The organism is Pseudovibrio sp. Ad13, from assembly GCF_001623225.1.
GTDB lineage: Bacteria > Pseudomonadota > Alphaproteobacteria > Rhizobiales > Stappiaceae > Pseudovibrio.
This window is the reverse complement of record NZ_LMCC01000001.1, coordinates 111,981-128,311: the sequence shown is the minus strand read 5'-3', so window position 1 is coordinate 128,311 and position 16,331 is coordinate 111,981. Positions and strand designations below refer to the sequence as shown.

Below are 16,331 nucleotides of genomic sequence, written 5' to 3'. Positions count from 1 at the left end.
GGAGTGGATCATGTCCAACGCGGAAGATCGAGGCCAGAAACTCTCTCCGGGAGAGATCGAAGATCAAACCACGAAAAGCTGCTGTTCTAACAAAGCGGTGCTGCCTCAGGATACTGAGGGTTCCTGCTGTTCTGGTAACAGTGCTGTTCAAGAGAACGAGACCTCTTGCTGCTCCTCCGATCATGATAGCTCTGAAGATGATTGCTGCAGTTCTGCTAGAGAGCATGAGCATACGCATATACATGCCCATACAGGTTGCGGGTGTTCCAGTCAGAGTGAAGCGGCTATTCCCGATGTAACCAACTGGAAGGGCGCACGTTCTTTCCGGGTTGAGGGGCTGTGCTGCGCGGAGGAGATGGGAATTCTTCGCCGTGTTGTTGGGCCTGTTGTTGGTGATCCTGAATACCTCGCGTTTGATGTTTTGAACGGCAAAATGATCGTCTCTCCTGTTGCTCGCGACGTCGCTGATGAGAAGATCATCAAGGCGGTTGATACAACAGGCATGAAGGCTGCTCTGTTCATTGAACAAGAAGCAGCGGATGCACGTGCAAAGCAGCATCGGCGCCTTGGTACATTTACAGTTGCCAGTGGCTTGTTCTGGGCAATTGCGCTTGTTGTTCAGGCGGTTTTGTTTTTCTCCAGCACCAACTCTACGGATGTGTTTAGTGTCTTCCAGTCCGTGCCGTCCGGGCCGGTAGAGGTTCTGTATATGCTCGCCATCGTCGCAGGATTGCGGTTGGTGGCGCCTAAGGGATGGTATGCGCTCAAGACGTTGCGGCCTGATATGAACCTGCTGATGCTGGTTGCTGTCGCTGGTGCTATCGGCATTGGAGAGTGGTTTGAAGGTGCGACGGTTGCCTTCCTGTTTTCTCTCTCGCTTTATCTGGAAAGCTGGAGTGTTGGGCGGGCGCGTAAAGCTGTTGCAGCGCTTATGGATATTGCCCCAACCGTTGTTCGCTTGCTCAAGCCTAACGGAAGTGAAGAAGACGTTCCTGCCAACAGTGTGAAGCCTGGCGCGACTTTTGTTGTTCGCGGTGGAGACCGTATTCCGCTTGATGGCGTCGTGCGCAAAGGTGTTGGCAGTGTCGATCAGGCTCCTATCACCGGTGAAAGTGTGCCGGTGATGAAAGAGGCGGGTGATGATGTTTATGCTGGTACCATCAACGGGGAAGGCAGCTTTGAAGTAGAAGCAACCAAGGGTGCTGATGACACTATGCTTGCCCGCATCATCCGTATGGTGAGCGAGGCACAGGCCCGGCGTGCTGCAGCAGAGCAGTGGGTTGAGAAGTTTGCCCGCGTTTACACGCCTGCGGTGATGGTTCTTGCGATTTTGCTCGCTACGATTCCACCTCTGCTGTTTGGTGCAGCCTGGATGGATTGGTTCTACCGTGCACTTGTGCTGCTGGTTATTGCCTGCCCATGTGCGCTGGTTATCTCTACGCCCGTCTCCATCGTGGCTGGCTTGACCTCAGCAGCTCGCAATGGCGTGCTGATTAAGGGCGGTGTTTTCCTTGAATTGCCTGCGCGGTTAAAAGCTTTGGCCTTTGACAAGACTGGCACTATTACAAATGGTCTGCCGACTGTGACTGATGTTTATCCGTTGTCTGGTCATAGCGTTGAAGAGCTTCTTACACGTGCTGCTTCTTTGGAAGCTCGAAGTTCTCACCCACTTGCAGAAGCGATCCTGACACGCGCTAAGGAAGATGGTGTTGAGTATCAGGCTGCTGAGAATGTTGAGTTGTTGCCGGGGCGTGGTCTTTCTGGCCAGCGAAACGGCAAGAGCTACTGGCTGGGGTCTCGCCGTTTCCTGAATGAAAAGGACTTCGAGATTGGTGAAGCCGATGCGAAGGCGCGTGAATTAGAAGCTGAAGGGAAGACTGTTGTTGCAGTTGGAACTGACGCGCATGTCTGCGGATTGATTGCCCTGGCTGATACCGTTCGCGATACGGCAGAAGAGCTTGTGTCTCAGCTGCATAAAGCAGGCGTTGTGAAGCTGGTTATGCTGACTGGTGATAATAAGGCGACCGCTGAACGTGTTGCATCCTCTGTCGGTATTGATGAGGTGCGTGCCGAGTTGCTGCCGGAAGATAAGGTCGCAGCCGTTGAGCAGCTCTCTCATGAATATGAGACAGTTGCGATGATCGGCGATGGTGTGAATGATGCGCCTGCCATGGCACGAGCCAGCTTTGGCATTGCGATGGGCGCGATTGGTTCTGATGCTGCTATTGAGACCGCTGATATCGCGTTGATGAAAGATGATCTTTCCCGCTTGCCGTGGCTCATTCACCATTCCAAGCGGACGCTCCAGATCATTCATCAGAACATCGCATTTGCGTTTATCGTGAAGGGTATTCTGGTGGTGCTCACCGCGATGGGCTTCGCCAGCCTCTGGGCAGCGATCCTGGGTGATGTGGGAGCCACGTTGATTGTGGTGACCAACGCTTTGCGGTTGCTGAAGGACAAAGCGTAATTGCTAAAGCAGTTCGCATTTAAGTCGAAACACATGAACTGCTTTAGCCTTTGTTTTTGCGTATCTTTATCCGAAAACCGGTTTCCACTTTTTGGAGATACGCTGTAAAAGAAAAGCCGAGGTGGTTTGCCTCGGCTTTTGATCTCTTACTTTATGTAGAGCGCAGTTTCATTTGCGATCTGAATGTTTTTGTTGCGCGCAGCACCCATAATCAGGAACCAATCGATCAACGTCCAGATGCCGAGTGCACCGAGTGTGATGAGTTTAAGGATTCCAAGGCCGATCTGACCGGTGTAGAAACGGTCGATGCCAAAGCTGCCGAGGAACAGGCCAAGCACGAGTGCTACAACAGGGTTCTTTTCTCTGCCTGCAAACATCACATCAAAGTCAGACTGTTTTTCAGCTGGGATGTTATCTCTCAGTGCTTTCAACTGCATAAAGTAATTTGCTTTGTTCATAATTCACCTTTCAATTGCACAGTTGTGCGGGTGCAAATTCTTGATCGAAGAAGTAGCTCTTATATCTTTTGAATTGCAATCTGCAAGGTTTATATCGGTATCTTTTCGTCTGTTAAATTACTTAGTTGTTAGAGGGGGTTGGAAATTGGAGGTCTCGTCATTTGAGAGGTGAAATGACTGCCTTAACGAGAGGCTTGCGGAGAAGAGGGTTTATTGATCCGCCATCCGCCTGACTCTCGACCAGCAATAATCCAGTAGATAAAACCTGCGATAAATCCGGCTGATGCGGCGATGGATGAGCCGGGGCGGAAGCCTTCGGAGGCGGGTGTTGGGACTGTGGTTCCTGATGTTGAATAGGCGATGATACTGCCCGTCTCGCTGGATGCATAAAACAGGTCGGTTGGAAGAGCACCGCCAATGCCCCAAAGTACCAGCGCGATAATACCACCTGCGGATACGTGGTAGATAACGCCGCGCCATTTCATGAGTTCTGCAAAGCCAATTGCGAAGCCGCTTGGGATGAGAGAGAGCGCGCCAATCGCGCTTGCAGAGATGATGGTACTCCATGTGATCACCAGTAACTGAATAATGTCAGCCTCTGGTCCACCATGAACGCTCAAAGTTCTGAAAAAGCCCCAGGATAAAAACAGGCCCGCCGCAATGATTGCGAGTGAGAAACCAAGAGCAATCCGGAGCAGCTGGATGAAGAGCTTGGTTCCGTCGATCATTGTGCAGTCCTTTGCATCTGTCTCTGGTGTCTAGGAAAACGGCTCGCCCAGAATACACCAAGAGCTACTGAGCAAATGAGGATTTCAAATGCAAATGTCCAGTGCAATATGAAGCTCCAAATATAGTTGTCATAGATAGCTGGAATTTTGACCAGTTCAACTTGAAGTTTGGAAAATGGTGCAAGCCAGAACACGGCAGCAGCCACACTATCAAGGAGCATATGTAATAGGCCGCCCATACCAAGGCCAAGCGGAATGACACCAACACGGAAGTTCCGATGCAAAAGCACGGCAGACAGGGCAATAAGCATCATCCATGTCATTGGCCAGTGAGTAAGATAGTGCCGGTGATGGGTGCTCTGATTGTCTATGAGATAGAAATAAAGCATGTCAGCGTCAGGCAAGACGCTGCCAATTGAAGTCCAAATGATGAGCTGTTTGGATTTTTGACCAAGGTATTTAGTTGCCGCTTTTCCGAGTAGATAGCCGGCGGGCAAATGGGCAATAAACATGATTGAAACCAATAGACTATGAAGTTCTGAGAAGCTTCAATCATGACTGTGGCGAGAGTTTGTGATGATCGCGCAAAACACGCTGACTCGCATAAACGATTGGGTTTCAGCTGTTCTCTGTTCTGGTCAGCAGCATGGCTACGCTGATGAAGTGGAAGTCGTAGAGGTGTGGAGCCTCGCGGACGCGCACTTCGCCTCGGGCATAGATGCTGTCGAGGAGCTCGCTGAGGTTTGGTGTGCCTGAGAGAGCGGCCTGTAGTGGAGCTTCAGTGAAGGCGCGGTAGAAGTTCACCATCTGGTTTGCGTAGGCTGATGCGTCGTTGTCTTGTTTGTACTGCTCAACAAAGGGGACAGGTGTTTCGTAGCATTCTGCTTTGTCTATGGTGAACAGGTGAGATAGCGAGCCGCTTTCGGGTTTTACGGGTGCTGTGAGCTGCTCCAAGCTGCGTATATAGACAGGATGATAGTAGCGCTCGTAGGTGTCCTGAGAGATTGAACCGTTGGCGACATGATCGAGCAAAGACAGATTGAATAAGTTCACGATCCCGTCTGCGGTTGAGACATGTTCATTTCTGCCGACAGTTTGCAGCAGGAGTTTGCCGCCGGGCTCAAGCTCATTTGCCCGTGCCTTCAAAAATGTTTCCAGATCATAAGCAGCCTGTTTCTCGAAGACTTCTTTATCCTGTGCTGAAATTGAGCCTCTCTCGTTAGCGAGGCTCGGGCCGTTGGGCATAACGTAATTGGGGAGACGCTCCAACGGGCGCTCAGAGAGGAACACCGTGGCGTTGAAGGATGTGGCCAGATGCGTGTAGCCGGGAGGCAGAAGCTGGTTGAACATGGAACCACCTACAATGCTGCCGAAAACAGTTGGATCGGTGTAGGGTGACTGGGCACGGTTGCCGATGGCGTCAAGCAGAGTGGAGTAATCGTTGCTAGGCAGATCGCTATGGATTGTCTGGATCGAGTTGGAACCGCGCTGTCTGGCAGCTTCAGTGAGCTGCGCCATGATCTGCATTGAGTTTGCGCCTTCAGAGCATCCATAATCTACAAAACGCAGGAGAGAGCCGTCGTTTGGTATTGGCAGGCTAGCAATGGCTTCATGCAGCCATGGATACACATATGCAATCGTGGCTTGTTGTGGTGTTGAGTTCTTGTTGTAAAAACCCTCGCCCTTCATGCCGGTGGTTGTGGCGTTCTTTTGTGAGGAATGTGCTTTCTCGGTCATTGCATCTATGTCCAATCTATCGCTCCGTCCTGAGGGGCACGATATTCAAACTCTATGCATATGAAGTGAACGAGACAAAGAAGGCCGGCGTTTCAGACAAACGCCGGCCTTCTTTTTGTAATCTTGCTTTATTTTGCTTAGGCGTCGCCTTGAGCCTGTGCTTTTTCCAGCGCTTCACGTTCAGATTTACGAAGACGCTCGGATGCTGACTTCAGCTGGCCGCAGGCTGCGAAGATATCGCGGCCGCGTGGTGTGCGGATTGGAGAAGCATAGCCTGCGCGGTTCACAACATCTGCAAACTCTTCGATCTGTTCCCAATCGGAGCACTCATAGGGAGAGCCTGGCCATGGGTTGAATGGCAGCAGGTTGATCTTTGCCGGGATGCCTTTGAGCAACTGAACCAGTTTCTTTGCATCTTCCAGACTGTCGTTTACGCCCTTCAGCATCACGTATTCGAAGGTGATGCGTTTTGCGTTGGACAGGCCGGGATAATCACGACATGCCTGCAGCAGTGTTTCCAGATTGTACTTCTTGTTGATCGGAACCAGCGTGTTGCGCAGCTCGTCATTCACAGCGTGCAGTGAGATTGCCAGCATGCAGCCGATTTCATCACCTGTGCGTGCTATCTCTGGCGTTACACCAGATGTCGACAGGGTGATGCGGCGCTTGGAGAGGGACAGGCCGTCTCCATCAGAGGCGATCAGAAGTGCTTTCTTGACGTTCTCGAAATTATAAAGCGGCTCGCCCATGCCCATCATCACGATGTTGGTGATGCGGCGACGGTTGGATGTGGATGCATCCAAGCCACCTTCCGGAGAATCTGCATCCGGGAAGTCGTTGAGGCGATCTTTCGCGAGCATGAGCTGCGCAAGGACCTCTTCAGCTGTCAGGTTGCGAACCATCTTCTGTGTGCCGGTGTGGCAGAACGTGCAGGTGAGGGTACAGCCGACCTGGGAGGAGATGCAGAGCGTGCCGCGATCTTCTTCCGGAATGTAGACGGTTTCGACTTCAACCGGCTTGCCAGCACCGCGTGATGGAAAGCGGAACAGCCATTTACGGGTGCCATCAACGGAGACCTGTTCAGTGACGATCTCCGGACGGGCAATGGTAAAGGCAAACTCCAGCTTAGTGCGCAGGTCTTTTGAGACATTGCTCATTTTGCCGAAATCGGAAATGCCCCGGACATAGAGCCAGTGCCACAGCTGGTTGACGCGCATGCGGATCTGGCGCTCAGGGACTCCAACTGCAGCAAGGGCATTGCCTAGCTCTTCACGGTTTAAGCCGATCAGAGATGGCTTTTCTTCCTGCACAGGAATGGTTGCAGGAGAAGGGTTTGCTGCGCTGGTTGCCGCCGGATCAGCGGATTTGTGCGCGATGTCTAACGATACCGCCATGGTCATTCACCAGTTTTTCTTAGATGCTTGGCTTTAAGCTTATGTTCTTTGCGTATTCAAACCCGAAAAATGTGCCTCACTTTTCGGCAATACGATTCAGCAGGAAAAATAACAGGTTATGTATACCCGTTGCTCGCTGCTAAAAATGCGAGAGGCGGTCGCTAGCAGCAACCGCCTACGTATTCGGCACGCTTATAGCCGAAATCGCTTAGTTTGAACATCCCAGATCTCAAATTGCGTGGCGGCAAGCTGGCGCAGGCAAGAGATCTCTGTAAATTCAAACAATTTCGGGCATCAGAACCTTATTGGCAGGCGCTGGATGCGTCTCTGACAGCAGCAGTGATGCCGCTCAAAGAGAATTTGTAGGAAGTTTGGGTGCCACGTGCGGACTGACCAGAAATAGACATGGAACTGCCTGCTTTCATTGCGTCAACCAAACGCTTTTCTTCCGCAGCGTTCTGAACCCATGCGCCGTCACCTTTGGTGAACATGGTGAACTGCTGACCATCAACATTGGTCGTGACCAAGGAGCCTTCTTTAAATGGATAACCCACTATAAAGCTTGGTTCATTGGCAACGCCTTCACTTGGACGGGTAGAAACGAAGAAGAAGACCTCTCCATGGTTTCTATCAGTCGGCAGTGACTGTGTTGGTGCGGAAATGGCATAACACACCTTACCACCGCTCTGGGTGTTAAAGGTGTAAGTTGCCCAATCCTTGTTTTCTTTCAAGAGGGCAGGAGACTGCGCATTTGCAGTCGCGCCCGAGATACCAAGAGCCATAAAGGCAGTTATCAGGATACGTGCTTGCATCTTCTCCAAACCGCGTTGCGTACGACAAAATCTGAGATTCTGTGCGAAAACCCATAAAACTTAATGTTAGGGTTACTTTAAAGATGGTTACAAAAGGGTTGATACCCTGTTTTTACAGAGGCAAAAAATTATTTGCCTTTGAACCGCTCTATGAATGCTGCCATCAGAAATCTGGCGGGAGTGTGGCACGCACAGCCATAATATCAAGCGTAAAGCCACTAATGAATTTCTGTTTTAAGTGATCGAAGACAGTAGATATGCAAGTTGATTTTCGGTTGTATTTAACGCGCTAGTAAATAAGGGCTAATCGCCTTTAAAAGCTCAGATTTTCCGGCATGTTTTCAAACTAATTAGCGGCATTTTACCCAGTAAAAAATATGGGCACCTTTCCACATAGTGTGCACAGATTGAGAGAAAATGCGAAGTGTGGAGCCTCAAAGAATTACGAATTTGTAATGTGAAAGAGACTGGGTGTGGAAAGGGAAATACCTTAAAAATTTATACAAGGCATTTGCTATGGTGAGAAATAAAGGTTGCCGTTTCAGAGTATGTATCAGAAATGGCAACCGTATTTCGAATCACTCATGAGTTGCTGTCGAAGCCGGGAACCTTTCGACCGGTTCGGAAAATTGGAGCGCCGTGAATATGTTCCAGTAATGGATCTTTCGGGGCGCCTGCAGTGAGAGAGCGCTCAGCGTACTTTCCGTGTGCCATATAGCGGTCATACAAGACCAGAGCGGCGGCTACACCAACATTCAAGCAAAACTTGGTTGGGATTTTGACGATGTAATCGCAGCGATCCTGCATCTCTTGTGACAGAGACCCACGTTCTGGCCCGAGTATATAAGCTGCTTGCAACGGATGTCCGAAGCTTGGAAGCTCGATCGCATCGTCGGTGAGCTCAACCCCCACCATTTTACAGCCACGCGGGAATTGCATCTCATCAACCGAGTTCCAGGCGAAGTAGGGCAAGTGGTCCGGGCTCTTGGAGGTATCAGCCTTCATTGCTTTGCCAAGGCTTTTGATGTGCGCGTCGACTGTAAAAAAGTAACTTGCTCCGAATGCATGACCAGTACGCATCAGCGTGCCAACATTCATGGATTTTGAAAGCCCTTCAGAGCCAATAGCAAAATAACCGCGCATGCCCAGTTTTTCTCGTTGTTGATGTTGTGCGCTTCATACCTCCAACTGTGGTGTTCCCGCAAGTGTAGCGGCATGTATGGGTGTTTTAATCGCAAAATGGCACCAAAGACGGCTTTGAGATTTTGTGAATGCCCGTGTAATTTTGGAGGTCAGAGAGAGGGCCACATTTTATGAAAGCTGTTATCTGCGAAAAACTTGGGGGGCCGGATGATCTGGTCATTCGAGAACTGGACGACCCGAATGTTGGAGCTGGAGAGGTGTTGGTTCGTGTGAAAGCGGCGGCACTCAATTACTTCGATACATTGATCATTCAAGGGAAGTATCAGTTTAAGCCGGAGCTTCCGTTTTCGCCCTCAGGTGAGATGGCGGGCATTGTTGAAGCCGTCGGTGATGGTGTTTCACGGTTCAAGGTTGGGGATCGGGTGGCCTCCTACGCGAAATGGGGAGCTGCAAGAGAGCTATATGTTGCTCCTGAGCATGAACTTGTGCAGGTGCCGGATGAGGTTTCGCTCAAGCATGCAGCTGGACTTTTGATCACTTACGGAACGGCTATTCACGGCCTTCGTAGTCGGGCGCGGTTACAGGCGGGGGAGACGGTTGCAGTGTTAGGTGCTTCTGGCGGAGCAGGACAGGCGGCTGTGGAGGTTGCAAAGCTGATGGGGGCCCGGGTGATTGCTTGCGCGTCTTCGGAAGATAAGCTTGCTCACGCAAAAGCTTGCGGCGCTGATGTTCTGGTCAACTATTCTGAGGGTGGTCTGAAACAGAAGCTGAAGGATCTAACGGATGGTAAAGGGCTTGAGGTGGTCTATGACGTCATAGGCGGGGATCATGCTGATGATGCCTTGCGCGCTACGGGATGGCGTGGACGTTATCTGGTTGTTGGATTTGCCTCTGGAACGATCCAAAAGATACCTGCAAACCTTACCCTGCTGAAAGGCTGTGACGTTCTGGGCGTGTTCTGGGGGGAGGCAGTGGTTCGTGAGCCTGAGGAGCATCACAAGGATTGCGAGCAACTGTTCCAATGGGTGGCTGATGGAAAACTGAAGCCGCATATCCATGCGGAATATCCGCTGGAAGACATTGCTCTGGGATTGGAGGAAATCTCCAGCCGCAGAGCCAAAGGCAAAGTGCTGCTCATTCCTTGATGGATAGATACGGAAAAAGCGGGAGATGCTCCCGCTTTTCATCGTCAAGTTGTAAGCCAGACTTCGTGAGATCAGACTTCCAGCATAGCCATGACTGGTGCGTGGTCGGATGGTTTTTCCCAGCCGCGTGCGTCACGGATAATCTGGACGTCTTTGGTGTGCTGTGCTGTCTCCGGGGTCATCCAGACATGGTCGAGACGGCGGCCTTTGTTGGAGGCTGACCAGTCTTTGGCACGGTAGCTCCACCAGGTGTAAATCTTCTCGTCCATCGGCATGTGCTTGCGCATGGTATCTACGTAGTTGCCAGCTTCGCGAACATCTTCAAGGCGCTGGCATTCCAGCGGTGTGTGAGAGACGACTTTGATGAGTTGCTTGTGAGACCAGACATCGTTTTCGTAAGGTGCGATATTCAGGTCGCCGACGACGACTGACTGGCCGTCGAAGCCTTTGAACCAGCTTTCCATTTCATCGAGGAACTTGAGCTTGTGAGCGAACTTGTCGTTGACCTCAGGGTCCGGTACATCGCCGCCTGCTGGGACGTAGAAGTTATGGATGCGGATTTTACCGCCATTAAAGGCAACATCTGCGGCGATATGGCGGGTGTCGCCCATCTCGCAAAATTCTTTGCGCTCAATATTTTCCAGTGGCACGCGTGAGAGAAAGGCTACGCCGTGGTAACCCTTTTGGCCGTGTACCTCTACATGACGATAGCCAAGCTTATTGATTGCAGCTGTTGGGAAGCTTCCATCCGGACACTTTGTTTCCTGCAGGCACAAAACGTCTGGGGCGTGGTCCAGTAACATTTTCTCGACAATAGGAAGGCGGAGGCGGACTGAGTTAATGTTCCACGTTACAATCTTGAGGCGGTTCGTCATGGGGGCGTGTTTACCTGCTTTGGAGAATCATACCTCAAACCTAAGGCTTAGGCGGGGTTCTGGCTAGAAAAACTGATGTGAACTGCGAATTTGTTCACGTTATATTCTTCAAAGCAAGACATAAATTGCTTCTAAAACCCGATGTTTTGTCAGTGCACGTTGTTAGCCCCTTGGTGGCAGTCTTCTCTTAATTATGCTGGCTGTTGGTTTTGGCCAGCCTGCAATTAGGACTAGGGTCAAATGAAATACGCAATGCTTGTAGGCTGTTGTCTCGCAGCAGGTGTCGTGGCTCAATCTGTGAGTGCAAACAGCTTGTCTACGCGTTCAGGGTCCGTTGACTATCCCGGATTTCAGCAGGTTCAGTTCAATGAGCGCAGTAATATTATCCCGCCCATCAAACCTCTAGATCGTCCGGTTGAACCGGGAGATAGTTTGAGACCGGGGCAAGCGCAGCCTTATTTGCCGACGGATCGGGATGCGGATCACTCGCAGTTTAACCCGCCTCCGGGAGCTTATCCTGCAGGGTCTGCGCGTCCGGGGTCTTTGCCGCCACCTCTGCCGGGGCCTTCCGGTCCTCTGCCTGCGGCTCCTCCGATTACAGGATTGCCTCCTTCACCGGGATCGCCTGGTTCACCTGGATTTAGTGGACCGTCCTATGGAGGCCCTTCTTATGGGCGATAGCACCTTAGAGAGGCTGGAGGGCAGTTTTATGAAAATTTTGGCCTGGGTGATTGCCGGTCTCGTGCTTCTGGCTGTTCTTATCTATTCCAATGCCGCCTTTGCGCAGCGTGGGCATGCCGGATACACCACGAATGGTGTAAACATGAGGACAGGGCCTGGAACCAGATATCCTGTCATTACGACAATTCCGGCAGGTGGCGTGGTTTTCATCAATTACTGCACCAAGAACGGTTCGTGGTGTGATTTGACATTCCGAGGTGCTCCGGGGTGGGTTTCTGCCAGATATATTCGATATGGAGTTGAGGGGCCGCACTATTCCCGTACGCTCCCTTATGTAGCGCCGTATGTGGGGCTGCCGTTTGTCTATCGACGCTATCCAATCTACCCGCGTTATCCGCGTTGGCGTCCATATCCGCGCCCGCGGCATGAAATTCCCGCTTACCCGTTGCAGCCTTCTCGTCCGATTGAGGTGCCTGCTGTCCCAATCAGGCCTGCTCAGCCGATTGCTCCGCCAATACGGCCATCTATCCCGTTAACACCAGCTCAGCCAATTGCGCCACCGTCCATTCCAGCGACGCCGTTGTCGCCTGCCCAATAGAAGAGAGCTCACGAGGTGTCTCGTGAGCTCCTGTTTCTCTATAGCTTATGCTGCCAGCTGACTTCGTGGTATTCAAAGGCATTTCCGGCTTTGCGAACATGCCCGAGACCAGGGAAGTCATGGTGGATGCCGACGACTGGTGTTCTATCTGCTGAAACCCGATCCAGTATTTTCCGCCGTGTCTGGCGAGCTGCATCCTGATCTACGTCGAAGGCGATTGTCCAATCCGGATTGGCGAACTGGAGCCCGATGGAGTGGATCGTGTCGCCCCAGATTAGCACTTCCTCATTATTGGAGTGAATGCGGATGCCCATATGTCCGGGTGTGTGGCCGGGAAGGAAGACAGCATCCAGCCCCTTGATGAATTCACCATCTTTGCTGATGAGTGTTTTGCGGTTTTGGTAGGGCTTTGACACATTTTGAGCGAGATCGATGAAATGCTGGAGATCTTTGGGGAACTTTGAGCGTGTTCCTTCATCATGCCAGAAGTTGTATTCGACCTCATGGACGATGAACTCAGCGTTCGGGAAGAGCTTTTCTCCTGATTTGGAAACCAGCCCACCGACGTGGTCGATGTGCAGATGGGTGAGAACTACGGCATCTACATCAGAGGCGTTATAGCCTGCTGCTTTCAGGTTTTGATGGAAGCGGCCAAGTGTTGGACCCATTAAGTCTGCGGTGCCGGTGTCAACTACCACCAGTTTGTCGCCCGTATTAATGAGATATCCGTTTACAGAGATAGACATGTCCTGCGTATTGGGGCTGAGGAAATTTTGCTTTAGAGTTTCCTGCGCTACCTTCTGGTCAAACCCAACGACCAATGACGGATCTAATCCCAAGTGTCCGTCCAGAATTGCTGTAACTTCAATGTCTCCTACCGAGAAGCGATAGATGCCGGGAACCTGTGTTCCAATTTTAGGCGCCGCTGCGAGCGCAATAGATGACATTGCTGGGGCAACTGCACCTGCGCCAGCAAGAGACGCGGCTGCGGATAAAAAAGATCGGCGGGAAAGTGTCATGAAAGGCTCCTCATTTACAAGCATGGGAGCAATATTGTGGGGTTGATACTGGAAGTGCAGAGGGCCAAGTCTTATCTTGGATATAAGCAGTGCTTATGGGGCAGTTATGGATCTTCTGAATTTGCTGGAGAGTTTTGTTCGCGTCATCGACAATGGGTCGTTGAGCGGTGGTGCACGTCAACGCCATATCAGCCAGCCAGCAATGAGCCAGCAGCTGAACCTGCTTGAAGCGCAGGTTGGGCAGGAACTTGTTTTTCGTACCAACAAGGGCGTTAAAACGACGGCTGCCGGAAAAATAGTTTATGAGCATGCGCAAAAGATGTTGCGTCAGAGTGCTTTGATGTTTGAAGAGGTGCAGGACCAAGCAGCAGCAGAAAGCGGTTCTCTAGTTGTTTCGGTTTCTCAGCCCATGGGCGCTGATATCATAACACCGCTTATCTTTGATCTTCGCAAACAATACCCTGATCTTTCTGTCTCAATAAAAATGGACGACGACCTGATTGATGTTGTCCAAGCCGGTATCGATCTGGCGATCCGTACGGGCGTTACTGGCGATACTTCTGGGATTTCCAGAAAAATTGCGATTGTTGAAACGTGTTTGGCAGCAAGTCCGGACTTTCTTGCAAAGCATGGTGTGCCGCAGACGCCTGAAGCCTTGTCGGAACTCAACTACATTCAGTACAGAAACGAGAAGCTGGTCAGTTCGCTGGATCTGTTCAGGCATGGGCAAAGGCATGTGGTTGCTTTGCAATCTGAGTTTGTCGCTGGGCACCCTCAAGTGATGGTGCAGGCCTTGTTGAATTCGGTTGGATTTACGCGTATGCCGCTGTTCATGATGCGAGATTTTGAAGCAACGGGGCAACTGCAACGGCTGCTTCCGGACTATCAGTGCGAAGAGAAGCCGGTCTATCTTGTCTACCCTTCACGCGAAGCTGTAACGCGAAAAACCGAGATCTTTATTGATGCGATGATTGAGCGGTTTCGGGATGTTGCTGGAATACGACTGGTTGGGCAAAAGCCAGTGCAGCTTGCCCAACCAGCCTAAGTATTCTGGTCTTAGACCGTTTCGTTGACTTGCTCATCCACGATGCGGACGATGTCTGACATGATTTCTGTCAGGTGGAAGTCCTTTGGTGTGTAAACGGCTGCAACACCTGCTTTTTTCAGTTCTTCGGCATCCTCTGACGGAATAATGCCACCAATGATGATTGGGATGTCGTCCAAGCCGTTTTCTTTCATTTTGTCGAGCACATCATGGACCAACGCCAGATGTGAGCCGGACAAGATCGACAGGCCGATGACGTGGACGCCTTCTTCAAGGGCAGCGTTGACGATTTGGGCGGGTGTAAGGCGGATGCCTTCGTAAACGACTTCCATACCGCAATCACGGGCACGCACTGCAATTTGTTCTGCGCCATTGGAGTGGCCATCTAACCCCGGTTTGCCGACGAGGAACTTAAGGCGTCGACCCAGCTTCTCTGAAAGCTCGGAGACTTTTTGCTGCACACCTGTGAGGCTCTCGTTGTCATCCGGTGCTGCTTTACCGACGCCAGTTGGGGCACGATATTCGCCGAAGACTTCACGCAGGGCTGCGCCCCATTCTCCTGTGGTTGCGCCTGCCTGAGCTGCTTTGATGGATGCTTCCATAATGTTGTTGTCAGAAGACGCGGCAGCGCGGAGCTCTTGCAGAGCGGATTTAACTGCATTCTCGTCACGTTCAGCTCGCCAGGCCTGAATGCGTTGGATTGCTTCTTCTTCTACATGCTCAGGCACTGTGAGGATGCCGCCGTCTTCATCTGATGCCAGTGGAGATGGTTCGGTTTCGGTCCATTTGTTGACGCCGACGACGATCTGGTCGCCAGATTCAATGCCTGCCAGACGTTTGGAGTTGGACTCCACGAGCTTCTGCTTCATGTAGCTGGATTCAACTGCTGCGACTGCTCCGCCCATTTCTGCGATGCGGGCAAGTTCTTCTCGTGCTTGTTCTTTGAGCGTTTCGACCTTGGTTTCAATCTCTTTGGAGCCATCGAAGATATCTGCATATTCCAACAGGTCCGTCTCATAGGCCATGATTTGCTGCATGCGCAGAGACCATTGCTGGTCAAACGGACGTGGTAGGCCAAGAGCTTCGTTCCAGGCTGGCAACTGAACTGCGCGAGCGCGCGCGTTTTTAGAGAGAACAACAGCCAGCATCTCAACGAGAATTCGGTAAACGTTGTTTTCGGGTTGCTGCTCTGTGAGGCCCAGTGAGTTGACCTGTACGCCATAGCGGAAGCGGCGGTAACGCTCTTCTTCAACGCCATAGCGTTCGCGGCAAATCTCATCCCAGAGTTCTGTAAATGCTCGCATTTTGCACATTTCGGTGATGAAGCGCATGCCTGCATTTACGAAGAAGGAAATCCGGCCCACGAGCTTAGGGAAATCGCTTTCAGAGATGACACCAGAAGCGCGAACATTGTCCAGAATTGCGATCGCGGTGGCGAGCGCGAAGGAGAGTTCCTGTACTGGTGTCGCGCCTGCTTCCTGCAGATGGTAGGAACACACGTTCATCGGGTTCCATTTGGGCATGTTCGTGTAAGTCCATGAAATCACATCTGTTGTGAGGCGCATGGATGGGGTCGGCGGGAAGACATAAGTGCCACGGGACAAGTATTCCTTGATCAGATCATTCTGCGTGGTGCCAGCCAGCAGAGAGCGGTCCGCGCCTTGCTCATCAGCAGCTGCCACATAGAGCGCAAGCAGCCAAGGAGCTGTTGCGTTGATCGTCATGGAGGTGTTCATGCGCTCTAGCGGGATCTCGTTAAAGAGGGTGCGCATGTCTCCCAGGTGAGAGATGGGTACACCAACCTTACCAACCTCACCGCGAGAGAGCGGATGGTCCGGGTCGTATCCTGTCTGAGTTGGGAGATCGAACGCGACAGAAAGGCCCGTCTGACCCTTTGCGAGGTTCGTACGGTAGAGCCGGTTGCTGTCTGCAGCGTTGGAGTGTCCTGCATATGTGCGGAACATCCACGGACGGTCTTTTGTTGCGCCTTTAGGTGAACCGGTACTCATAGTCTATTGCCTCCCTGATCCTCCCTGCATTTTATAAGGGACAAGATCTCAATTCTGCCTACACCTTTGCATAGGTTTTAGTGGTTGGTGCAATGCAACATTAGAAGAAGTATTCTTCGCAAGTTAAGCAATAGTTGTATATATTTTATGAGTTCTTTGTAATGATAATTCTCAAATAGCCGATATTGACAGGTTGTATTGTTTTGCGTTGCAGCAA

General features: G+C 51.4%; 15 protein-coding genes. 5 read left to right on the top strand and 10 right to left on the bottom strand.

Translation table 11 applies throughout. The annotated features are described in order from the left end of the window. Positions 1–10 precede the first annotated feature (10 nt). Complete coding sequence (locus tag PsAD13_RS00635; protein WP_208986353.1) at positions 11–2,470, top strand: cation-translocating P-type ATPase; 2,460 nt, start codon at positions 11–13, stop codon at positions 2,468–2,470. A gap of 146 nt (positions 2,471–2,616) precedes the next feature. Here PsAD13_RS00635 and PsAD13_RS00630 read toward each other — a convergent pair whose 3' ends face one another. From PsAD13_RS00630 to PsAD13_RS00600, 7 genes are all read right to left on the bottom strand, one after another. Beyond that, complete coding sequence (locus PsAD13_RS00630; protein WP_057460745.1) at positions 2,617–2,928, bottom strand: TM2 domain-containing protein; 312 nt, start codon at positions 2,926–2,928, stop codon at positions 2,617–2,619. Positions 2,929–3,110: 182 nt separating this feature from the next. After that, positions 3,111–3,656, bottom strand: a complete 546-nt coding sequence (locus tag PsAD13_RS00625; RefSeq protein WP_063317004.1) for a hypothetical protein — start codon at positions 3,654–3,656, stop codon at positions 3,111–3,113. Then, on the bottom strand, positions 3,653–4,168 hold the full coding sequence (locus tag PsAD13_RS00620; protein WP_063317003.1) for a metal-dependent hydrolase: 516 nt from the start codon (positions 4,166–4,168) through the stop codon (positions 3,653–3,655). The genes PsAD13_RS00625 and PsAD13_RS00620 overlap by 4 nt, the downstream gene beginning before the upstream one ends. Positions 4,169–4,274: 106 nt before the next feature. Next, positions 4,275–5,393 (bottom strand): hypothetical protein, encoded by a 1,119-nt coding sequence (locus PsAD13_RS00615; protein ID WP_063317002.1) that lies wholly within the window; start codon positions 5,391–5,393, stop codon positions 4,275–4,277. Between the two features lie 137 nt (positions 5,394–5,530). Further along, positions 5,531–6,793: a 23S rRNA (adenine(2503)-C(2))-methyltransferase RlmN gene (rlmN, locus tag PsAD13_RS00610; protein ID WP_153040827.1), complete on the bottom strand. Its 1,263-nt coding sequence runs from the start codon at positions 6,791–6,793 to the stop codon at positions 5,531–5,533. Positions 6,794–7,089: 296 nt separating this feature from the next. Continuing rightward, on the bottom strand, positions 7,090–7,569 hold the full coding sequence (locus PsAD13_RS00605) for an invasion associated locus B family protein (protein WP_063286442.1): 480 nt from the start codon (positions 7,567–7,569) through the stop codon (positions 7,090–7,092). Between the two features lie 612 nt (positions 7,570–8,181). Continuing rightward, positions 8,182–8,742 carry an RNA methyltransferase gene (locus PsAD13_RS00600; protein WP_057463558.1) on the bottom strand — a complete coding sequence of 187 codons (561 nt, stop codon included), beginning with the start codon at positions 8,740–8,742 and terminating at the stop codon, positions 8,182–8,184. A 170-nt stretch (positions 8,743–8,912) separates the two neighbouring features. Between PsAD13_RS00600 and PsAD13_RS00595 the strand changes: the two genes are divergently transcribed. Beyond that, the gene (locus tag PsAD13_RS00595) at positions 8,913–9,887 is read left to right on the top strand and encodes an NADPH:quinone oxidoreductase family protein (RefSeq protein ID WP_063317001.1); all 975 of its coding nucleotides are present in this window, start codon (positions 8,913–8,915) and stop codon (positions 9,885–9,887) included. Between the two features lie 71 nt (positions 9,888–9,958). Here PsAD13_RS00595 and xth read toward each other — a convergent pair whose 3' ends face one another. Then, a complete protein-coding gene (xth, locus tag PsAD13_RS00590; RefSeq protein WP_193777014.1) occupies positions 9,959–10,762 on the bottom strand; it encodes an exodeoxyribonuclease III in 804 nt (267 codons plus the stop codon). Positions 10,763–11,002: 240 nt separating this feature from the next. Here xth and PsAD13_RS27515 point away from each other — a divergent pair, with 240 nt between their 5' ends. Next, positions 11,003–11,443: a hypothetical protein gene (locus tag PsAD13_RS27515; RefSeq protein ID WP_153040659.1), complete on the top strand. Its 441-nt coding sequence runs from the start codon at positions 11,003–11,005 to the stop codon at positions 11,441–11,443. A gap of 28 nt (positions 11,444–11,471) precedes the next feature. Next, complete coding sequence (locus PsAD13_RS00585; protein WP_208980972.1) at positions 11,472–12,041, top strand: SH3 domain-containing protein; 570 nt, start codon at positions 11,472–11,474, stop codon at positions 12,039–12,041. 38 nt (positions 12,042–12,079) lie between these two features. Here PsAD13_RS00585 and PsAD13_RS00580 read toward each other — a convergent pair whose 3' ends face one another. Continuing rightward, positions 12,080–13,060: an MBL fold metallo-hydrolase gene (locus PsAD13_RS00580; RefSeq protein WP_063317000.1), complete on the bottom strand. Its 981-nt coding sequence runs from the start codon at positions 13,058–13,060 to the stop codon at positions 12,080–12,082. A gap of 106 nt (positions 13,061–13,166) precedes the next feature. Between PsAD13_RS00580 and PsAD13_RS00575 the strand changes: the two genes are divergently transcribed. Then, positions 13,167–14,105, top strand: coding sequence for a LysR family transcriptional regulator (locus PsAD13_RS00575; protein ID WP_063316999.1), 939 nt, complete (start codon positions 13,167–13,169; stop codon positions 14,103–14,105). An 11-nt stretch (positions 14,106–14,116) separates the two neighbouring features. Here PsAD13_RS00575 and PsAD13_RS00570 read toward each other — a convergent pair whose 3' ends face one another. After that, entirely contained in the window at positions 14,117–16,114 is a 1,998-nt protein-coding gene (locus PsAD13_RS00570; protein WP_063316998.1) for a methylmalonyl-CoA mutase family protein, read from the bottom strand. Positions 16,115–16,331: the final 217 nt, after the last annotated feature.

Coding starts and splice junctions, on each gene's coding strand:
- PsAD13_RS00630 (WP_057460745.1), bottom strand. CDS start 2,928: ATGAACAAAGCAAATTACTTTATGCAGTTGAAAGCACTGAGAGATAAC.
- PsAD13_RS00580 (WP_063317000.1), bottom strand. CDS start 13,060: ATGACACTTTCCCGCCGATCTTTTTTATCCGCAGCCGCGTCTCTTGCT.
- PsAD13_RS00600 (WP_057463558.1), bottom strand. CDS start 8,742: ATGCGCGGTTATTTTGCTATTGGCTCTGAAGGGCTTTCAAAATCCATG.
- xth (WP_193777014.1), bottom strand. CDS start 10,762: ATGACGAACCGCCTCAAGATTGTAACGTGGAACATTAACTCAGTCCGC.
- PsAD13_RS00635 (WP_208986353.1), top strand. CDS start 11: ATGTCCAACGCGGAAGATCGAGGCCAGAAACTCTCTCCGGGAGAGATC.
- rlmN (WP_153040827.1), bottom strand. CDS start 6,793: ATGACCATGGCGGTATCGTTAGACATCGCGCACAAATCCGCTGATCCG.
- PsAD13_RS00595 (WP_063317001.1), top strand. CDS start 8,913: ATGAAAGCTGTTATCTGCGAAAAACTTGGGGGGCCGGATGATCTGGTC.
- PsAD13_RS00620 (WP_063317003.1), bottom strand. CDS start 4,168: ATGTTTATTGCCCATTTGCCCGCCGGCTATCTACTCGGAAAAGCGGCA.
- PsAD13_RS00625 (WP_063317004.1), bottom strand. CDS start 3,656: ATGATCGACGGAACCAAGCTCTTCATCCAGCTGCTCCGGATTGCTCTT.
- PsAD13_RS00575 (WP_063316999.1), top strand. CDS start 13,167: ATGGATCTTCTGAATTTGCTGGAGAGTTTTGTTCGCGTCATCGACAAT.
- PsAD13_RS00615 (WP_063317002.1), bottom strand. CDS start 5,393: ATGACCGAGAAAGCACATTCCTCACAAAAGAACGCCACAACCACCGGC.
- PsAD13_RS00605 (WP_063286442.1), bottom strand. CDS start 7,569: ATGGCTCTTGGTATCTCGGGCGCGACTGCAAATGCGCAGTCTCCTGCC.
- PsAD13_RS00570 (WP_063316998.1), bottom strand. CDS start 16,114: ATGAGTACCGGTTCACCTAAAGGCGCAACAAAAGACCGTCCGTGGATG.
- PsAD13_RS00585 (WP_208980972.1), top strand. CDS start 11,472: ATGAAAATTTTGGCCTGGGTGATTGCCGGTCTCGTGCTTCTGGCTGTT.
- PsAD13_RS27515 (WP_153040659.1), top strand. CDS start 11,003: ATGAAATACGCAATGCTTGTAGGCTGTTGTCTCGCAGCAGGTGTCGTG.